At 30.0% G+C, this 19,548-nt stretch carries 17 protein-coding genes; 8 read left to right on the forward strand and 9 right to left on the reverse strand.

What is annotated here, in order from left to right; genetic code table 11:
* The 3 genes from pseC to dcd form a co-directional block, all read right to left on the reverse strand.
* Positions 1-1,085, reverse strand: a 1,085-nt coding sequence (gene pseC, locus CAMP18497_RS00005; protein WP_337212030.1) for a UDP-4-amino-4,6-dideoxy-N-acetyl-beta-L-altrosamine transaminase, incomplete at its 3' end; no start/stop codon positions are given.
* Entirely contained in the window at positions 1,082-2,089 is a 1,008-nt protein-coding gene (pseB, locus tag CAMP18497_RS00010) for a UDP-N-acetylglucosamine 4,6-dehydratase (inverting) (RefSeq protein ID WP_337212031.1), read from the reverse strand. The genes pseB and pseC, both read right to left, overlap by 4 nt.
* Positions 2,090-2,139: 50 nt before the next feature.
* Positions 2,140-2,700 (reverse strand): dCTP deaminase, encoded by a 561-nt coding sequence (gene dcd / locus CAMP18497_RS00015; RefSeq protein WP_257943632.1) that lies wholly within the window; start codon positions 2,698-2,700, stop codon positions 2,140-2,142.
* Positions 2,701-2,830: 130 nt separating this feature from the next.
* Here dcd and accB point away from each other — a divergent pair, with 130 nt between their 5' ends.
* A complete protein-coding gene (gene accB, locus CAMP18497_RS00020) occupies positions 2,831-3,280 on the forward strand; it encodes an acetyl-CoA carboxylase biotin carboxyl carrier protein (RefSeq protein ID WP_039626958.1) in 450 nt (149 codons plus the stop codon).
* Position 3,281: 1 nt separating this feature from the next.
* Positions 3,282-4,613 (forward strand): acetyl-CoA carboxylase biotin carboxylase subunit, encoded by a 1,332-nt coding sequence (locus tag CAMP18497_RS00025; protein ID WP_039619123.1) that lies wholly within the window; start codon positions 3,282-3,284, stop codon positions 4,611-4,613.
* A gap of 18 nt (positions 4,614-4,631) precedes the next feature.
* Here CAMP18497_RS00025 and CAMP18497_RS00030 read toward each other — a convergent pair whose 3' ends face one another.
* Positions 4,632-5,459: a peptidylprolyl isomerase gene (locus CAMP18497_RS00030; protein ID WP_337212032.1), complete on the reverse strand. Its 828-nt coding sequence runs from the start codon at positions 5,457-5,459 to the stop codon at positions 4,632-4,634.
* 64 nt (positions 5,460-5,523) lie between these two features.
* Between CAMP18497_RS00030 and gltX the strand changes: the two genes are divergently transcribed.
* The 4 genes from gltX to gdhA all read left to right on the forward strand — a co-directional run bounded on the left by gltX (position 5,524) and on the right by gdhA (position 10,444).
* Positions 5,524-6,915 carry a glutamate--tRNA ligase gene (gene gltX / locus CAMP18497_RS00035; protein ID WP_264274739.1) on the forward strand — a complete coding sequence of 464 codons (1,392 nt, stop codon included), beginning with the start codon at positions 5,524-5,526 and terminating at the stop codon, positions 6,913-6,915.
* Positions 6,915-8,150, forward strand: a complete 1,236-nt coding sequence (locus CAMP18497_RS00040; protein ID WP_039628903.1) for a malate oxidoreductase — start codon at positions 6,915-6,917, stop codon at positions 8,148-8,150. Before gltX ends, CAMP18497_RS00040 begins: the two co-directional genes overlap by 1 nt.
* Before the next feature lie 248 nt (positions 8,151-8,398).
* On the forward strand, positions 8,399-9,064 hold the full coding sequence (locus CAMP18497_RS00045; protein ID WP_337212033.1) for an MqnA/MqnD/SBP family protein: 666 nt from the start codon (positions 8,399-8,401) through the stop codon (positions 9,062-9,064).
* A 12-nt stretch (positions 9,065-9,076) separates the two neighbouring features.
* A complete protein-coding gene (gene gdhA / locus CAMP18497_RS00050; RefSeq protein ID WP_214118323.1) occupies positions 9,077-10,444 on the forward strand; it encodes an NADP-specific glutamate dehydrogenase in 1,368 nt (455 codons plus the stop codon).
* A gap of 22 nt (positions 10,445-10,466) precedes the next feature.
* On the opposite strand, the gene CAMP18497_RS00055 is transcribed toward gdhA, so the two are convergent.
* From CAMP18497_RS00055 to selA, 4 genes are read right to left on the reverse strand one after another with little or no spacing between them, the layout of a single operon-like run.
* Positions 10,467-10,994, reverse strand: a complete 528-nt coding sequence (locus tag CAMP18497_RS00055; protein WP_039628900.1) for a hypothetical protein — start codon at positions 10,992-10,994, stop codon at positions 10,467-10,469.
* Entirely contained in the window at positions 10,981-11,694 is a 714-nt protein-coding gene (locus tag CAMP18497_RS00060; RefSeq protein ID WP_039619110.1) for a thioredoxin fold domain-containing protein, read from the reverse strand. Before CAMP18497_RS00060 ends, CAMP18497_RS00055 begins: the two co-directional genes overlap by 14 nt.
* Positions 11,695-11,745: 51 nt before the next feature.
* Positions 11,746-13,551, reverse strand: a complete 1,806-nt coding sequence (gene selB, locus CAMP18497_RS00065; RefSeq protein ID WP_337212034.1) for a selenocysteine-specific translation elongation factor — start codon at positions 13,549-13,551, stop codon at positions 11,746-11,748.
* Positions 13,544-14,875, reverse strand: a complete 1,332-nt coding sequence (gene selA / locus CAMP18497_RS00070; RefSeq protein ID WP_337212035.1) for an L-seryl-tRNA(Sec) selenium transferase — start codon at positions 14,873-14,875, stop codon at positions 13,544-13,546. The genes selB and selA overlap by 8 nt, the downstream gene beginning before the upstream one ends.
* A gap of 89 nt (positions 14,876-14,964) precedes the next feature.
* On the opposite strand from selA, the gene CAMP18497_RS00075 reads away from it, so the two are divergent.
* Entirely contained in the window at positions 14,965-16,617 is a 1,653-nt protein-coding gene (locus tag CAMP18497_RS00075; protein ID WP_337212036.1) for a 4Fe-4S dicluster domain-containing protein, read from the forward strand.
* A 10-nt stretch (positions 16,618-16,627) separates the two neighbouring features.
* Here CAMP18497_RS00075 and CAMP18497_RS00080 read toward each other — a convergent pair whose 3' ends face one another.
* Complete coding sequence (locus CAMP18497_RS00080) at positions 16,628-16,942, reverse strand: DMT family transporter (protein ID WP_263669893.1); 315 nt, start codon at positions 16,940-16,942, stop codon at positions 16,628-16,630.
* Between the two features lie 478 nt (positions 16,943-17,420).
* Between CAMP18497_RS00080 and dcm the strand changes: the two genes are divergently transcribed.
* On the forward strand, positions 17,421-19,529 hold the full coding sequence (dcm, locus tag CAMP18497_RS00085; protein ID WP_337212037.1) for a DNA (cytosine-5-)-methyltransferase: 2,109 nt from the start codon (positions 17,421-17,423) through the stop codon (positions 19,527-19,529).
* The last annotated feature ends 19 nt before the right edge of the window (positions 19,530-19,548 follow it).

A 19,548-nucleotide genomic window follows, 5' to 3' on the forward strand; every position in this document is an offset into this window, starting at 1 on the left:
TTATCTTTAATAAATTGTGCTTCTTTTAAATTCATTTCTTGATGAGCAGGTATGCTAAGTTCAGCTTTATAAAAATTATCCGCATTTTCTAAGAATAAATTTCCATATAAGTTTTTATAATAACTAAACTCATAAGTAGGCTTATAATGCACTTGTACACCTATGCCCAAATTTAATAATTTTTCAAAAATAATCTCTTTTTGGCAATAAAACTCAGGAAAAAGCAAAATAGGATATAAATGTCTTGAGCTTTTTTTATAATCTTTGATTTTTATAGTGCTAAAATAAGGATTTTTTTCAAATTCTTTATCGTAAAAACTTGTGATGATTTCTCTTTTTTCTAGCATATTATCAAGTTTTTTAAGTTGATTTATACCCAAAGCACAAGCTACATCGCTTAAACGATAATTATAGCCTAGTTCAATCATATCACTATTCCAAAGCCTTTTTTTGACTATGCCATGACTTCTTAAAAGCTTAATTTTTGAGATTAATTCCTCATCATTGCTAACAACCGCACCACCCTCAAAGGTTGTAATAGGTTTAACCGGATGAAAAGAAAATATGCTCAAATCCCCCATAGAGCCTACTTTTTGATCTTTATAAATAGCACCTAGAGCATGACTTGCATCATCAATTAGTGGGATGTTGTGTTGTTTAGCTAAGGCTAAAATTTCATCCATTTCTACACTATTTCCCGCAAAATCAACCACGCAAATTGCTCCTATATTAGAGCTATCTTGGCTCAGTCTTAAAGCAAGTTTTTTCTCATCAATATTTCCATCGCTTTTTACATCTATAAACTCAACCCTAGCACCTGCCATTAAAGCTGCATTTGCAGTTGCAGCAAAGGTAATGGGGGTTGTTAAGACAATTTTTTCTTTTACATCTAAAGATAAATACGCAAGGTGTAAAGCAGAAGTAGCTGAATTTAGCACGCAAGCATATTTTACACCTACATATTCACAAAGGGCTTGTTCAAATTCTTCAACCTTTTTTCCACCGGTTAAAAAATCATCTTTTAAAGCCTCACAAACTACTTTTATGTCTTGTTCGTCAATATTTTGATGAGAATAAGTTATCATTTTTCAAGCTCTGTATGATTTATTATATTTAAAAGCTCTTCTTGGCTAATCCATGATGGATTATTATCAGAGCTATAAGAAAAGCCATTAGAAACTTTTTTTCCTTTTTGTCCTTTTGCATTTATACTAAAATCAACATTAATATTATTAAATTGAATACTTGGACTAATAGCATAATAATTTTCAAATTCATAAGTTAAATGACTATCATCACTTGAAATCATAATTTCATGTAGTTTTTCACCCGCTCTTATACCTATGATTTTATGAGCTAAATTAGGAGCCATAGTTTTAGCTAAATCTACAATTTTCATAGAAGGAATTTTTGGTACGAAAATTTCCCCTCCATGCATATAAGCAAAATTATTCAGCACGAAATCAACCCCATCTTCTAAAGATATCCAAAATCTTGTCATTCTCTCATCTGTGATAGGAAGCTCTTTAGCGCCTTCATTGATTAGTTTTTTAAAAAATGGTATAACAGAGCCTCTTGAGCCCACTACATTACCATATCTTGTAACGCTAAATTTAGTATGAGAATTTCCTGCGATGTTGTTTGCTGCTACAAAAAGCTTATCACTTGCAAGCTTTGTAGCTCCGTATAAATTAATAGGATTGCATGCTTTATCGGTTGAAAGAGCGATACATTTTTCTACATTATTTTCCAAACACGCATCGATTACATTTTGTGCTCCATGGATATTAGTTTTTATACATTCCATTGGATTATATTCTGCAATTGGCACATGTTTCATAGCAGCTGCATGAATGACAAAATCAACATCTTTCATTGCTATGCTTAATCTTTCTTTATCTCTTACATCACCTATAAAATAACGCATACAATCATCGTTAAATTTTCTTGCCATTTCAAATTGTTTTAACTCATCTCTTGAATAAATGATGATTTTTTTGGGTTTGTATTTTTGAAGTAAAGTTTTAGTATAAGTTTTTCCAAAACTTCCTGTGCCACCGGTGATTAAAATGCTTTTTCCATTAAACATATATATTTTCCTATTACTTGACTAAGTTTTTATATCGGCTGAAAATAAAATTATTTTAAAATTCTTGGTAAAGTTATACCTGTTTGAGCTTGATATTTACCTTTTTTATCAGCATATGTTACATCACAAGGCTCATCTCCTTGTAAAAATAAAACTTGAGCTATACCTTCATTAGCATAAATTTTAGCAGGTAGTGGGGTTGTGTTTGAAATTTCTATAGTGATATGTCCTTCAAAACCTGGCTCAAAAGGAGTTACATTTACTATGATGCCACATCTTGCATAAGTGCTTTTGCCAAGACAAATTGCTAAAACATCATTTGGTATTTTAAAATACTCAACCGTTCTTGCAAGCGCGAAAGAATTTGCAGGTACTATACATACATCACCTACAAAATCTACTACATTTTCTTCTACAAAATTCTTAGGATCTACAACAGTGGAATTTACATTAGTAAAAATCTTAAATTCTCTTCCAACTCTTATATCATATCCATAGCTTGAAAGCCCATAACTAACTATACCTTTACCTATATTTGCTTCACAAAATGGCTCTATCATATTGTGTTCTAATGCCATTTTTTTGATCCAATTATCTGCTTTTAAGCCCATTTTTGTCCTTTATAATTAAAGTGAATTTTTAAATTATATCTTAAAATAAAAGTAAAAAATAAATAATTGAAGTTATTTTTAGTATTTTTATATATAATTATAAATTAAGTCTTATAAACAAGGAGAATATATGACAAAAGAAGAAATCAAAGAACTAATGCAACTTTTTGCAGAAGCAAATATAAGCAAGATTAAAATAAAAGAACAAGATGGATTTGAAATAGAACTTGAAAGAGATATGTGTTGTGAATTACCAGCTCCAGCTCCTGTTGCTCCAGCTCCACAACCAATTAATGTAAATGTAGTTAATGAAACCAAAGCAAGCTCAAACTCTTCTAATAAACCAACTATCAACAGTCCTATGGTAGGTACTTTCTATCAAGCTCCAAGCCCAGGTGCAGCACCTTTTGCTAAAGCAGGACAAACTATTAAAAAAGGAAGTACTATAGCAATTATTGAAGCAATGAAAATCATGAATGAAATCGAAGCTGAATATGATTGTAGGATAGTAGAAGTATTAGTTGCAGATGGTCAGCCTGTAGAATTTGGTATGCCTTTATTTGTGGTGGAGAAATTATAAAATGGAAATTAAAAAAGTTTTAATAGCAAATCGTGGAGAAATTGCATTAAGAGCTTTAAGAACTGTAAAAGAAATGGGAAAAAAAGCAATTTGTGTGTATTCTACTGCAGATAAAGATGCTTTGTATTTAAAATATGCTGATGCGAGTATTTGTATAGGAAATGCTAGAAGTTCAGAAAGCTACCTTAACATTCCAGCTATTATAAGTGCAGCTGAAATTAGCGAAGCTGATGCTATTTTTCCAGGGTATGGATTTTTAAGTGAAAATCAAAATTTTGTCGAAATTTGTGCAAAACATAATATCAAATTCATAGGCCCTTCAGTAGCTGCTATGGCACTAATGAGTGATAAAAGTAAAGCAAAACAAGTAATGCAAAGAGCAGGTGTGCCTGTAATCCCAGGAAGCGATGGAGCTTTAGGTGGGGTTGAAGCAGCTAAAAAACTTGCTAAAGAAATAGGCTATCCTGTGATTTTAAAAGCAGCAGCAGGTGGTGGTGGCCGTGGTATGCGTGTAGTTGAAGATGAAAAAGATTTGGAAAAAGCTTATTGGTCAGCAGAAAGTGAAGCTATGAGTGCTTTTGGTGATGGCACTATGTATATGGAAAAATACATCCAAAACCCACGTCACATAGAAGTGCAAATCATAGGAGATAGCTTTGGTAACGTGATACATTTGGGTGAGAGAGATTGCTCTATGCAAAGACGCCATCAAAAGCTTATAGAAGAATCTCCTGCAATTTTACTAGATGAAAAAACAAGAGCAAGACTTCATGAAACAGCAGTAAAAGCTGCTAAGGCTATTGATTATGAGGGTGCGGGAACTTTTGAGTTTTTAGTGGATAAAAATTTAGATTTTTATTTTATCGAGATGAATACGCGCTTGCAAGTTGAGCATTGTGTGAGTGAGATGGTAAGTGGGGTGGATATTATCGAGCTTATGATTAAAGTAGCAGAAGGGTATCCTTTGCCAAAACAAGAAGAAATTAAACTTAAGGGTCATTCTATAGAATGTAGAATCACTGCCGAAGATTCTAAAACTTTCTTACCTTGTCCAGGTAAAATCACAAAATATGTAGCTCCAGCAGGACGCAATGTAAGAATGGAAAGCCATTGCTATCAAGATTATAGTGTACCTCCTTATTATGATTCTATGATTGGAAAATTAGTTGTATGGGGAGAAGATAGAAACACGGCTATAGCTAAAATGAAAATAGCCTTGCAAGAGCTTATTGTAGGTGGGATAAAAACAACTAAAGATTTTCATTTAGCGATGATGGATAATGCAGATTTTATCAATAATAATTATGATACAAATTATCTTTCAAGACATTAATTAAGATAGGTTTTAAACCTATCTTAATTCTTCTATATGAGCATTTGCTCTTATTTTATCAAGATGATTTTTTAAGGCTTGTTCTTTTTGAGTTAGGGTATAGACATTGCTAACTTGATCTTTGATTAAGTCAAATTCGATAGGATTTTTACCATATTTTTCTTTTACAAAATACACTATATAAGCATTTTCGCCATTTAACACTGGAGTAAATTCTCCTATTTTGGTATTATTTAACAAAGCAAGTAATCTTGGATCTAAACTAGTTGCATTTAAACTAATGGCTTTTGATTTAATTTGAGAATTTTTATACATAGGATTTTGTGCAAGCTGTTGTAAAAGTTCTGGATTAGTAGAATTATAAACAACTAAGTCTATATTTGAAAAAGTGCTAAATTTATCAAGATTACTTTCATAAAAATGTTTTAGTGTTTCATCATCGATATTGATTTTTGCATTTTGCATTATACTTCTATAAAGTTTTTCTCTTTCAAGATCTTTTTTAATTTTGTTTTTAAAAACTTCAAAACTTAAACCATCTTTTTCTATCTTTGATTGCAAACCATTAATGTCAGTTTTATTGCCTTTTGCTATTTGGGCTAATTTTTCATTGAGTTCAAAAGTACTTACATAAATTCCTAGTTTTTTAGCTTCACTTTGTTGAATTTTATCATCTACTAAAAATGCTATAGCTTTTTGTCTATCGTTGGTTTTTAATTCTTTCATGGTTTGTTCTATATCATAAAGAGTAATAGGTTGATTTTCTACTACCATTGCTACGCCACCAAGAGTTTGAGCATATAAAATATTTGCAGCAAAACAACAAGATATTAAAAATTTTCTCATATAAAACCTTTATTTAAGTGTAAATATAGCATTATAACAATAAAAATTTAAAAAAGGTAAAAATATGCAAGAAATCACAACGCGTTTTGCTCCTTCTCCAACAGGATATTTGCACATAGGAGGGCTTAGAACGGCTTTATATAATTATCTTTATGCAAGAAAAAATAAGGGTAAATTTTTATTGCGTATTGAAGATACGGATTTAAAAAGAAATTCACAAGAAGCTACACAAGCTATTATAGAAGCATTTAAATGGTGTGGGCTTGATTATGATGGGACGATTGAGTATCAATCTCAAAGATTCGATATTTATAAAAAATACATTCAAAAATTATTAGATGAGGGTAAGGCTTATTATTGTTATATGAGCAAAGAAGAGCTTGATGAGTTAAGAGCTAAGCAAGAAGCAGCCAAAGAGCGCCCAAAATACGATGGTAGATATAGAGATTTTAAAGGAACTCCCCCAAGTGGTATTGAGCCTGTGGTGCGTATAAAAGCACCACAAAGTGGAGAGATCAAATTTATAGATGGTATTAAAGGCGAGGTTAGTTTTAAGGCTGAAGATATATTAGATGATTTTGTAATTGCAAGAAGCGATGGTAGCCCAATTTATAATTTAACCGTTGTAATTGATGATGCTCTAATGGGTGTGAGTGATGTTATAAGAGGGGATGATCATTTATCAAATACTCCAAAACAAATCGTTCTTTATGAGGCACTAGGCTTTAAAATACCTAAATTTTATCATGTGGCTATGATACATGGCGAAGATGGTAAAAAACTTTCTAAGCGTCATGGAGCAACTGATGTGATGGAGTATAAAAATATGGGGATTTTACCTCAAGCCCTGCTAAATTTCTTAGTGCGTCTTGGTTGGAGCCATGGCGATGATGAAATTTTTTCTTTAGAAAGTATGCAAGAGCTTTTTGATCCAAATCATATTAATAAAAGTGCTTCTTGCTATAATTTTAAAAAGCTAGAATGGCTTAATGCTCATTATATTAAAACCTTGCCTTTTGAAGAAATCAATAGACAATTAAAAGATTTAGGTTTTGATTTAAGTCAGTATGAAAAAGCAGGCTTTTTGCTAGATATGTTAAGAGAGAGAGCTAAAACCTTGCATGATATTATTAGCGGGGCCAAAGTGTTACTAAATGACCCAAAAGAATATGATCAAAAGGCTGTAGATAAATTTCTTAATGTAACAAATTTAACTTATTTGGAAAAATACGCTATGGTTTTAAATGAGCAAAAAAATGCTTGTGAATTTGAAGAATTAACTAATCAATTCTTAGAAGAAAATAATCTTAAGTTAAAAGATCTAGCTCAAGCCATACGCATTGCACTCACTGGAAGCTCGGTAAGTCCTAGTATATTTGAAGTATTAGAATTTTTAGGAGTGCAAAAAGCTAAGCTTAGAATAGAAAATTTACTAACTTACATGAAGGAGAAATAATGAATTTAAAAGAAGAGGCTTTAGAGTACCACCTAGGTGGTAAAGTAGATATTATTGCTAGAAAGCCTATGGATAGTGCGCATGATTTGTCTTTAGCTTATTCTCCAGGGGTTGCTGAACCTTGTGTTGAGATAGCAAAAGATGAAACTTTGGCTTATAAATACACTAATAAAGCTAATTTAGTTGCCATAGTAAGTGATGGTAGCGCGGTTTTGGGACTTGGCAATATAGGAGCAAGCGCAAGTAAGCCTGTGATGGAAGGAAAGGCTTGTCTGTTTAAAAAATTTGCTAATGTTAATGCTTATGATTTAGAAATTAATGCTCATAGTGTAGATGAGATTGTTACATTTTGTAAAGCTATAGCACCTACCTTTGGAGGGATTAATTTAGAAGATATTTCAGCGCCAAAATGCTTTGAAATAGAAGCTGCTTTGCAAGATCTTGGAATTCCTGTAATGCATGATGATCAACATGGTACTGCGATCATTTCTACAGCAGGATTAATGAATGCTATGGAAATTAGTGGTAAAAAATTTGAAGATATTAAAGTAGTAGTAAGTGGTGCGGGTGCAGCGGGTATTGCAAGTGCTAGAATGTATAGAAATTTAGGGGTTAAAAATATCGTTTTAGTAGATAGTAAGGGTGTGATTAATACCCAAAGAGATGATTTAAATAAATACAAACTAGAATTTGTAAGCGATACCAAAGATAGCACTTTAAGAGAGGCTTTAAAAGGTGCTGATGTGTTTTTGGGTTTAAGTGCGCCTAAGATTTTAGATGATGAGATGATTTTAAGTATGGCTAAAGATCCTGTGATTTTTGCACTAGCTAATCCTGTGCCTGAAGTAATGCCTGAAGATGTTAAAAGGGTTAGAAATGATGCTATAGTTGGAACAGGTAGAAGCGATTACCCAAATCAAATTAACAATGTTTTAGGTTTTCCTTTTATTTTTAGAGGAGCCTTAGATGTAAAAGCGACTAAAATCACTGAAAATATGAAAGTAGCTGCTGCTAAAGCTTTGGCTGATTTAGCTAAGCTTGAAGTAACTGATGAGGTAAAACAAGCTTATGGAGTAGAAGAGCTTAGCTTTGGTAGAGATTATGTGATACCAAAACCATTTGATAGCAGGGTAAAAGCTGTAGTTAGTGCTGCTGTGGCAAAAGCTGCAGTTGAAGATGGGGTAGCTTTAGTAAAAGAATTTGACTATCAAAAATATCTAGCAAGTTTACAATAGTTTTTATAAATTAAGTTTTATTTAAAATATTTTTTTGAATAAAACTTAATTTTTATTTTTAATCTTTCAATTTGACTTTTCTATTATTTTACTTTTTTACTTAATAATCTAAGATTACAAAATAATTTTTCACAATAAATGTTAAATTTTGATATAAATTTTAGTATTGATTATATTTTTAATTAAATTAATTTATATTTAAGATATTTTTTTATAGGATACTAATACTTAATCATAGAAAGGCTAAGATGGTTTTTGGAAAGATAGATTATCTTAATTTACTCCCTTTGCATATCTATCTTAAAAAAACAGCTTTTCCTAGCTATGTTAAGCAAACTACAGAATACAAAAAAGGGGTTCCTAGTAAGCTAAATCGCCATTTGTATTTTAGACGTATTGACGCAGCGATTATTTCAAGTATTGAAAGTCGTAGAAAAAAATACAAAACCTTAAATGTGGGAATTTGCGCAAGCAAAAAGGTAAAAAGCGTTTTAGTAAAAAAACATTCTCAAAGCAAAGAAGATGCAAGTTCTGCAACTTCTAATGCTCTTGCAAAAGTTTTAAAGCAAAAAGGGGAGGTTATCATCGGTGATAAGGCTTTAAAACTTTATTTGCAAAATCCAAAAGATTATATTGATTTGTGTGAATTATGGTATGAAAAGACAAGACTACCTTTTGTTTTTGCACGCTTTTCTTGTGTTAAAAATTTTTCTATTTATAAAAAAATGATGAAAAATTTCACAAAAAGTAAAATTTTCATTCCACAATATATTTTGCTAGATTATTCTAAATCAAGAAATCTTTCTCAAAAGGAAATTAGCGCATACTTAAAGCTAATTTATTACAAAATAGGAACAAAGGAGCAAATGGCGCTAAAAAAATTTTTAGCTAAAACAAACAGCAAGATACTATAAAAAGGACAATTTATGAGTACGGCTAAACAATATATCAATGAAACTTTAGAAAAAATTCAAACAATTTCCCCAAGACAACCTATATTTTTTCAAGCAGCAACTGAGGTATTAAATTCTTTAGAACCTTTACTTGAATCTAACAAAACTTATCAAGATCATGCAATATTAGAGCGTATTGTAATGCCTGAAAAAACAACTATATTTAGAGTTGTATATATCAATGATGCAGGTAAAGCTCAAACACATTTTGGCTATAGAGTGCAGTTTAATTCTAGTTTAGGTCCTTATAAAGGTGGGATTAGATTTCATCCTAGTGTGAATTTGGATGTTTTGAAATTTTTAGGTTTTGAGCAAATTTTCAAAAATTCTTTAACGGGTTTGATGATAGGCGGTGCTAAAGGTGGAGCAAATTTTGATCCTAAGGGTAAAAGTGAAGCAGAAATTATGCGTTTTTGTCAAGCTTTTATGGCTGAGCTTTCAAAAATCATAGGTGCAAGCACTGATGTGCCAGCGGGCGATATAGGGGTTGGTGCTAGGGAAATTGGATATATGTTTGGAGCTTATAAGAAAATTAGCTCTAATTTTGATGGAACCTTAACGGGAAAGAAAATTCCATGGGGTGGAAGTTTAGCAAGAACAGAAGCAACAGGATATGGTTGCGTGTATTTTACCCAAGAAATGCTAGCAAAATACAACAATGCATTAGAAGGAAAAGAGTGTGCAGTTTCAGGTAGTGGAAATGTGGCAATTTATACCATAGAAAAATTGCATCAACTTGGCGCAAAAGCAATCACAATAAGCGATAGCGATGGATTTGTTTATGATAAAGATGGAATAGATTTAGATTTATTAAAAGAAATTAAAGAAGTAAAAAGAGCTAGGGTGAGTGATTATGCAGCGCTTAAAAAAGGTGCTGTTTTTACTCCAAAAAGCGCGTATAAACAAGGTTGCAATGGAGTATGGAGTATACCTTGCGATATAGCATTTCCAAGTGCTACGCAAAATGAGTTAAATTTAGAAGATATTAAAACCTTATATCACAATGGTTGTCGTATGGTAGCAGAGGGAGCTAATATGCCAAGTACACTTGAAGCGATTGATTTTATGTTAAATCAAAAAGACTTTTTATTTGCTCCGGCTAAGGCTGCAAATGCAGGCGGTGTAGCGACTTCTCAACTTGAAATGCAACAAAATGCAAGTATGTGTCAATGGAGTTTTGAGGAAGTTGATGCAAAATTGCATAAGATTATGAAAAATATTTTTGAAAATTCATACGAGTGTGCAAAAGCTTATAATCATGAAGGAAATTTAGTAGTAGGTTCAAACATAGCAGGCTTTAAAAAAGTGGCTGATGCGATGATTGATCATGGTTATATTTAAAAAGATGGCTTAAATGCCATCTTTAATGCATATAAAAAAAGCTTGTTATTTGATTAGCAATTTTTTCTTCTAAAGATTCTTTGGCTCTGTCTATATTGCTAAGATAAGCAGTTCTTGCTAAAAGTGAGGTGCTTTGAGTAGAGTTTTTGGAGCTAATTTGTAAATTAACTTGCAAAAGATAGTAATTTTCTACTTCCATTTCAAAAACATCATCTATTTTATCAAAGTCATTATAAAAAAATCTCGCATTAGAAGCAATTAGTCTTTGTGCGTAAGAAAATTTTTTAAAATCTACTATATTGATATAAATTTTATAATCACTTTGAGTATTATCTAAAACCAATCCCAAATTTTGTAATTTTTGAGTGAGCTTAGCTTCTAAATTTGTGTTTAATTTTGAAGGATTATTGATGTGTAAAGAAAAACTTTGATTTTTATTAGCATGTAGGAAAATACCCTCATTATTTGTTTGGATAAAAGTTTGCATAGGGCCTGTGCAAGCACTTAAAAATAGTGCAAGCACAAGTAAGAAAAGATTATTTTTGAGCATCGATTATGGTTGGTACGGCACGAAGACCAAGTTTAGAGTATTTTGCAAAAGTTTCTCTTACCGCTTTAACCTCAGCTTCACTAGGTTTTTTATAATCTTTTAAATTTTTATCATAGTATTTTTTCATGATAGTAATTTTTTGTGCATCATCTTTAGCATTTTTACTTTCTTTATAGATTAATGCAGATTTTTCAAAAGCACTAGTATCATGGATAGGGGTTAAGATAAATTTAACCTGATGAGTTTTTAGTGTTTCTTCTATCTTATCTAAATGCATTCTACAATATGGACATTCAGGATCGCTAAATACATAAAGTAAAGGTTTGTTTTTATCACCTAAAGAAACAAACATTTTTTCTTTTTTAAGTTCCACTAGAGCTTTTTTTGAAAATTCGGCTTGTTGTTTTTCCATGAGTTTTGCTTGATAAACTTGAGAATAAAACTCACCTTTTTTTACATCAATTACTTCGGTTGTGATGATATTATCTTGAGTAAAAACGATTTCTTGGAAATTTTTACCACTAATTTCAAAATTAACTATCACAGCTTCAAAGTTAGTATCAGGAATTTTTTCTCTACTAGAAACACTAATATTTGCATTTGATAAATTTGGATTTTTCTTAAAAAAATTAATAATTTCTTCATTACTTGCAGCAAATAAAGAGCTAGCAAGGGTTAAAAGAGCTAGAGATTTTTTCATTTTTTTCCTTTAATTTAAATTTGTATCATTATAAAATGTAAATTTTAACACTTAGACTTTTAGCATTCTTTTTTCCTCGATTTTTATCACTTGAGGATAGTTTTTATCAAGGTATTCTAAATAAGCTATGGCGTATTTTCTTGAAATTTGAAAATGATTTTTTACAAAAGCGACATCTAAATGATGATCTTGCAAAAGCTTTAAAAACTCTTGCATGAGATTTTCAAGGGCATTTTTTTCTATAAAAAGATTATGTGCTAATCTTTTGACTTTGTTTTCTTTGGTGAGTTTTTTTAAGATAAGATCTCCATTTTTCCTATCAAGTTCTAAATATTCATAAAGATTATAAGGTGCGGTAGGTTTTATACCTTCTTTTTTTAAAATTTCATAAAGCTCACAATGAGCCTTTTCTTGTAATTTTTCAAAATTTTGTCCTTTTAAAAACCATATGCCATCTTTAAAATCTAATTTTTCTTGCATTTGCTTGAGTACATAAGCGCAAAAACTCTCACTTGCCCAGCTAAGCCTTAAGGCGATAGAATGAGGCGAGATTAAAGCATAGGGATTTTTAGAGAAAATAAAATCAATAAATTCTTTCAAAGTTTGCATAGCATTTAAATCATATACATTTAAAGCTTGCTCATCGACAAAAACATGATCTAAGCTTTTTGCTAAGTTTAAAGCTTGTTCATGAGTGAGTTTAAAGCGTTGATAGCTTGAAAGTAAGCCAAAACCAAGTTTGTGAGTTTGTTTTAAAAACTCAAATACTTTTTTAAAATCTTTTTGTTCTAAAAGTGCTAAGTACTTAGCTTTTATATCTTTTTTCAAAGGCTCACTCACTGCATTTAATACCACGCCACCACTTTTAATACGCCCATTTTCAAGCAAGATAAATTTATCATCAAAGCACAAAGGTAAGTTTTTATCAAACTCCAAGCTAATATAAGTTTTATCTTCAAATTCTTTAATTACACTAATTTTTGCATTAAGCTTTTTTGAACCACTACAAAATTCTAAAATGCTTCCGTGTTTAATCTCTGTATTAAAAACAACCCCATCGATACTTTTAAAGCTTTTAAAGACACCTTTTTTGCTTAATACATAGCCTTTTTTTAACTCATGATAATCACAATTTAAACTCAAAGCAACTCTATTATAAGCTTTTGCTTCTAAAACATTTTCTTCATGAATTTGTATGTTTTTTACAATGATATCTTTTTGATTTTCAAGGCAAAAGATTTTTTCATTTTTGCTGATTTTTCCTTCATTTAAACTCCCTGTTACTACCGTTCCTATACCTTTTAGAGAAAAAACTCTATCAATGTAGTATCTAAAAATCAAATTTTCATCATTTTCTTTAGGCTTTAAACTAAGTAGATAGTTTTTTAAATTTAATATACTTTGCTCATCATAAATGCTTGTTGGAAAAATTTTTAAGATATTGATTTTAAAGGCTTTTAATTCTTTTAAAAGCTCTGTTTGCTTTTGTGCTAAATTTTTGCATAAATCAACCTTACTCAAAATAAGCACCACATCTTTTACGCCTAAAAATTCCAAAACCCTTAAATGCTCTATACTTTGAGCCTTTAAACCCTCGTTTATATCTATGACAAACATACATACTCTAAAGCCAAAAGCACCACTTATCATAGTTTTAATTAAACTTTCATGCCCAGGCACATCAATAAAAGCAATGTTTAAATTTTCACTTTTTAAATTTGAAAAGCTAAGATTAATCGTAATGCCTTTTTCTTGCTCTTCTTTTAAATCATCACCCTCAAAACCATTTAAAGCTTTAATAAGCGAAGTTTTACCATGGTCAATATGCCCAGCAGTGCCTATGATAATACTATGCATGAAATACCTCTTTGATAGCGTGGATTAAACGGTTTAAATCTTTTTCTAAAATACTTCTAAAATCTAGCACAAAATGTCCATTTTCAACACGGCCAATCACACCTTTTTTTCTAAATTTTTCTTGTAAAAGCAAAGCTTTCTCATCAAAACTTAACACAAAAGTATCTAAGCTTTTATCAGGCATAGAACCACCGCCTACTAAACTTTTAGAGGCTTTTAACTCACATTTTGTAGGAATTTTTTCTTTAACAAAGAGTGCTTTTTTTTCTATGGTTTTTAAATCATCATTTAAAAGTTTTAGTGTAGGAATTTTTTCATATTCTTTTTCTAAGTATGCTTTGGTAGTTTCATTTAAAAAAGCTAGAGTGATTTTATCAACCCTTAACATTCTTAGAAGTTGATTTTTCTTTAATTGTTGAATGTATTTTTTCTTTCCAAGTATAATACCTGCTTGAGTAGAACCAAAAAGTTTATCTCCACTAAAACTTAAAATATCACAATGTTTTAAAAGCTCTTTCACGCTTGGCTCGTTTTTGCTAAGTTGTTTATTAATTTTTTCACACCAGCCAGCACCCAAATCATAATAAGATATGAGTTTTTTCTTTTTTGCCAAAGCATGAATTTCGTTCAAGCTTACTTCTTCAAAAAATCCTTTAAAAGCAAAATTAGAGCGATGAGTTTTTAAAATCATCTTAGTATTTTCATTGATGGCTTTTTCATAATCATACAGATGAGTTTTATTAGTCGTGCCTATTTCTTTTAGCTTAACACCAGCTGCTAGCATAACTTCAGGAATTCTAAAATTTCCCCCAATCTCAACTAACTCACTTCTTGAAGTAATAACTTCTTCATTTTTTGCTAAGGTGTTTAAGATTAAAAATACAGCCGAGGCGTTATTATTAACAACCAAACAATCTTCACAATCAAATAATATTTTTAAATTCGCACTAAGTGCGTCATACCTTGAGCCTCTTTTGCCACTTTGCATGTTAAACTCTAAATTTGAATAAGAGCAGATGATTTCTTTAGTTCTTTCAAAAATACTCTCATCAATAATACTACGACCAAGATTAGTATGTATGATAACTCCAGTAGCATTGATCAAACTTTGACTTTGCATATTTAAAAACTCATCAATACTTTGAGCAATTTTACTTAGCAAATCTTGCAAGCTAAAGTTTAAATTTTCATTTTTGCTTAGTTCTTTTTTACAATTTGAAACAGCTATTTTTGCAAAATGAGATCTTAAATACAAAGGATAATTAGCCAAGTTTTCATTGTTTATAAGTGTGTTTATGGGTGGAAAATTTCTAAATTTGTTCATCTTAAACCTTAAGAATAAATTAGTAAAATTATAACTTTTTTATAATGAAATTTATATAATTAAGATTAAAAAATTTAAAAGAGAGTGTTATGAAAGATTTTGTATTTTTAGAAAATGAAGATTTAATTCCTTTAAGTGATGATATTAGCATAGTTCAAAAAGCCTGTGATGAAGAAGTTTTTATAGGAAATTCAAAGCTTTTAAACCCTGAAGTTTATGCACCTGAGATTAATTTTTACCTTAAAAACTCACAAGATGATGTGCTTAAAAAAGCTAAAACTATTGAGTCTTTATATAAGATTAGATCTAAAGTTTATGATTTAGGACTTGATTTAGAATACACCAAAGAAGTGGGTAAAAATGTAATTATTGTAAGCAATGAGGATCAAAATGAACTTATAGAAAGTTTAAAAAAACAAGAATACAAGGTTTTAAAGCTAAGTAATGAGCAATGTTTGGGTGTTTTAGGTTGCGTGGGAGAGCTTTGTGTGATAGCTTTAAAAGACAATGAGCAAGTAGAGATTGATTGTGATTTTTTCTTATATGATGTAAAAAAAGAAAGTTTTGATCAACAAAGTGGTTGCTATGATTTAACTACTTTAAGTCAAGAAGAAATTATAAAGCTTTTAAATTCTAATTCTCCAAAATATAAATTTAGAAATTATATTGGTTATGATGATAGCATTTGTCAATACCATGAAAGAAGAAGTGTTCATTGTGGAAAATGTGCTGAAATTTGTCCTAGTGTAGCTATTTTAAAAGATGATGAGCAAAGAAAATTAGAATTTTCTCATGTAGATTGTTTAAGCTGTGGTGATTGTGTAGGAATTTGTCCTAGTGGCGCACTTGATTATGCACCTATGCCACGTAATAGCTTTTATGAAATTTTAAAATTTTATGAAGATAAAATCATTTTAATAATCCCTGAGAAAATGTCTATAGAAAATTTAAATATCACTTTAAAAGAAGATGTAATGCCTTTTATGATTAAAGGCGAAAACTATCTTGATCAAGCGCATTTTTTAGCTATGCTTCAAACAAGTGGTGCGAGTGTGATTTTTTATAGTGATGGCTTATCGCAAGGTGCTTTAGAAGTAATAGCTTTGATGAATGAAATTTTTCAAAGAAAATTTAAACAAAATGCAATTTTTCTAGCTAAAGATGAAAAAGAACTTTTAGAGGCTATAAATCAAGCACATTTTATAGAAAATCTCAAATTTATTTCTTATAATCCTGCACTTTTAAAAAGAGAAGATTTTGCTATAAGATTAAGAGAACTTATAAAAGAAGAAAATTTAGGCAATATCCCAAGCAAAGAATGGATACGCTATGGAAAAATCACTATCAATACAGATACCTGTACCTTATGTCTTTCTTGTGTGGGAGCTTGTAATGTAGGAGCTTTAGTAGCTGATGCTAAGGATAATTCTTTGAAATTTAATGCAAGCTTATGTACTACCTGTGGATATTGTGAGGCAAGTTGTGCTGAAAAAGATACTTTAATGCTTCAAAGAAGTGGGATAGATTTAGAAAAAGAGTATTTTTCTTTTATGGTTTTAGCTCAAGATGAACTTTTTGCTTGTGTAGAGTGTGGGAAAGAATTTGCTACTAAAAAGGCCATTGAAAAAATCGCTAGCATTATGAAACCAAGATTTATGGGCGATGAAGCTAAGATAAAAACACTATATTGCTGTGCTGAATGCAAAGCAAAAGTAATGATACAAAGTATGAATGTGCTTTAAGCTAAAAGGCTTAAGCACTAAGTTTTAATCCCACCACTCCAGTGATGATTAAAATAATAAAAATGATTTTATTAAGAGTAATTGCTTCTTTAAAGATTAAAAATCCCACCACGCTAACTAATGCCAAACCACAACCTGCCCAAGTTGCATAAGCTATGCTTAAATCAATTTTTTTCAAAGCATAAAATAAACCTGCTAAAGAAAATGAAAAAAACACCGCAAAAACGATTAAATAAAGATTATTTTTACTTATGCTTGCATACTTCATCGAGCTTGTTGCAATCACTTCAAAAATTATACTAATTGCTAATACTAACCAATGCATTTTATATCCTTTTAAACTAATTTAAAAATGAAACTATAAAAGGATAAAAGGTGGAGCTATGGCGTAGAAAAAATAACCATATGCAGTTTTTATCTTCCATTTTGTCCATAAGCTAGTATAAAATTTTAAGATAAAAAAATCCATAAGTCATTTATAACCTTGTAATATTAATTATAGTCTATTTTCTGAAATAACGTTGATTTGTTATCTAAAATATGATATAACTATTCTTCTAGATTATAGCATATATAGGTATTTGATGAGCAATAAAACCATAAAATTTAATATTCTAAAACAACTATCTGAATAACTTAAACGAAAATGATAAAAAATATTTTTTTAAAAAATCTAAAAAACAATGATAAAGGTATAATATTTTTAGATTTTACACAAAAAACAGAGTGTATAGGTTTGATTATGAGGTGTATAAATAAACCGATTATATCATTGGTGAACTAAAAATATAGGATAAAATAAAGTGAAACTAAAATATATTGATTTGTTTGCCGGTATAGGGGGGTTTAGATTGGCATTAGATAGTCTTGGAGCAAAATGTGTTTTTAGCTCAGAGATTGAAAAACATGCCATTGATGTATACAAAGAAAATTTTGGAGATGATTCAGAATGTGATATAACAAATCTTGATCCATCTACTTTACCAGATTTCGATATTTTATGTGCAGGATTTCCTTGTCAAGCTTTCTCTGTATCTGGTAGGCAAAAGGGGTTTGCAGATGCAACAAGAGGAACGCTGTTTTTTGATATAGTTAAAATATTAAGAATAAAAAATCCATCAGCTTTTATTCTTGAAAATGTTCAAAATTTAGAAAAACACAATAAAGGAAATACTTTATTTGTGATGATAAAAGCATTAAATGAGCTTGGATATTCGGTATCGTATAAGGTTTTAAACGCGAAAGATTTTGGAGTTCCGCAAAATAGAGAACGAATTATAATAGTAGGTAATAATAAAAATAAGGTGTTTAATTTTGATAAAATAAAAATAAAAAAAGTTCATAGTATGAAAAATTTTCTTGACAATGATGGAGAATTTGAATACTTAGATGAAAAAGAATATACCCTACTGGATAATAAACAAATTAAACTCCAAAAATCAGGACTTATTTTCTGTGGTTATAGAAATAAAAAAACTAGAATAAATGGAGTTCGTAAAGAAACAAACCATTTGTCAAGAGTTCATAAACAGCCAAATAGAATATATTCATCTAGTGGAGTGCATCCAACTATAGCTTCACAAGAACAAAGTGGACGATATTTTATATATGATAAAGAAAAAGTTAGAAAACTTACTTTAAATGAATGCTTTAGATTTATGGGCTTTCCTGAAAATTTTAAAAAGATTGGAAGCAAGGCAAAGCTATATGAAAGAATAGGCAATAGTGTATGTGTTCCAATGATAAAAGAGTTAGCAAAAGAAGTAATAAATCAATTTTTTATAAATGGAGATAGTGTTAATATGATTAATATAAGTGAGTATTTAGAGACTTTATATAAGGAAAGTTTGTCAATAAAATCATTAGATGAAATTGAATTATCAGAAAAACAAAAAGAATATGTTAAAAATATAGTTAAAAAAGAAGAAACTTTAAAAGGTGTATATACTGTTCTTGTTACAAGTTTAGTGTATAAGTGCCTTAATCCTGAACAAGATGTTAGACTACATCAAGCAAATATGAATAATGGTTATAGTGGTAGAACTTTTGATACAAAATATATAACACCATTTATGAAGCAAAAGAAATTTTTAGGAGCTATGAAAGAGTCAGGATGGCTTACAAGAAGCTTAGAGCAAAATATTCCGTATAACCTTGATTTTCCAGGAAAAATAAATAATACTTTAGTTAAAAAATCTTTTTTAGAAATTTTAAATGATGTGGAAGAAAATAAAGAAAACCCTAAAGCATATCTTAAAGCAATGTTTTATCTTAGTATAAAAGCAAAAGAAGAAAAATCAATTATGCTTATAAATCCTATTATTTCAGAATCAAAATTAAATATAGAAAATATAATAGGATTGTTACAAAAACATTTCTATTATCCTTATAAAAGTAGAGGTGCTTCTATTTTACCAGTGGTGGCGCTATATAGTGTATATGAATGTATCAGTAAAGAACTTAAGCGTTTTAACGATAAAAAATTGCATAAATTATCATCTCATTATAGTTGTGATAAAAGTAGTGGAAATACTGGAGATATTGTTATTTCAAATAGCGATGGAAGTTTGTATGAGGTAGTTGAGGTTAAATTTGATATTGCTCCTAATTGTACTATGATAGAGGATGCCTACAAAAAGTTTTCTAGCACAACAATTCAGAGATACTATATTTTAAGTACATTATCCATCAAAGATGATGAGGTTGAGAAGGTATATGATTTAATAAATAGAATAAGAGAAGAACATGGCTGTCAAGTAATAATCAATGGCGTATTTTCAACCATTAAATATTATTTGAGACTTTTAGAAAATACTGATTTCTTTTTGGAAAATTATCTTGATAATATTAAGAGACATCCGGAAATAAATGCTGAGCATCAAATTGCGTGGAATAATATTTTACAAGTATAAAAAAGGTAACTTTCGTATT

It is taken from the genome of Campylobacter sp. W0066.1 (assembly GCF_024723635.1).
In the GTDB taxonomy this organism is placed as follows: Bacteria; Campylobacterota; Campylobacteria; order Campylobacterales; family Campylobacteraceae; genus Campylobacter_D; species Campylobacter_D lari_C.

Bases quoted from the DNA above. Each gene is read 5' to 3' on its own strand.
- pseB (WP_337212031.1), bottom strand. From the start codon at position 2,089: ATGTTTAATGGAAAAAGCATTTTAATCACCGGTGGCACAGGAAGTTTT.
- dcd (WP_257943632.1), bottom strand. From the start codon at position 2,700: ATGGGCTTAAAAGCAGATAATTGGATCAAAAAAATGGCATTAGAACAC.
- accB (WP_039626958.1), top strand. From the start codon at position 2,831: ATGACAAAAGAAGAAATCAAAGAACTAATGCAACTTTTTGCAGAAGCA.
- CAMP18497_RS00025 (WP_039619123.1), top strand. From the start codon at position 3,282: ATGGAAATTAAAAAAGTTTTAATAGCAAATCGTGGAGAAATTGCATTA.
- CAMP18497_RS00030 (WP_337212032.1), bottom strand. From the start codon at position 5,459: ATGAGAAAATTTTTAATATCTTGTTGTTTTGCTGCAAATATTTTATAT.
- gltX (WP_264274739.1), top strand. From the start codon at position 5,524: ATGCAAGAAATCACAACGCGTTTTGCTCCTTCTCCAACAGGATATTTG.
- CAMP18497_RS00040 (WP_039628903.1), top strand. From the start codon at position 6,915: ATGAATTTAAAAGAAGAGGCTTTAGAGTACCACCTAGGTGGTAAAGTA.
- CAMP18497_RS00045 (WP_337212033.1), top strand. From the start codon at position 8,399: ATGGTTTTTGGAAAGATAGATTATCTTAATTTACTCCCTTTGCATATC.
- gdhA (WP_214118323.1), top strand. From the start codon at position 9,077: ATGAGTACGGCTAAACAATATATCAATGAAACTTTAGAAAAAATTCAA.
- CAMP18497_RS00055 (WP_039628900.1), bottom strand. From the start codon at position 10,994: ATGCTCAAAAATAATCTTTTCTTACTTGTGCTTGCACTATTTTTAAGT.
- CAMP18497_RS00060 (WP_039619110.1), bottom strand. From the start codon at position 11,694: ATGAAAAAATCTCTAGCTCTTTTAACCCTTGCTAGCTCTTTATTTGCT.
- selB (WP_337212034.1), bottom strand. From the start codon at position 13,551: ATGCATAGTATTATCATAGGCACTGCTGGGCATATTGACCATGGTAAA.
- selA (WP_337212035.1), bottom strand. From the start codon at position 14,875: ATGAACAAATTTAGAAATTTTCCACCCATAAACACACTTATAAACAAT.
- CAMP18497_RS00075 (WP_337212036.1), top strand. From the start codon at position 14,965: ATGAAAGATTTTGTATTTTTAGAAAATGAAGATTTAATTCCTTTAAGT.
- CAMP18497_RS00080 (WP_263669893.1), bottom strand. From the start codon at position 16,942: ATGCATTGGTTAGTATTAGCAATTAGTATAATTTTTGAAGTGATTGCA.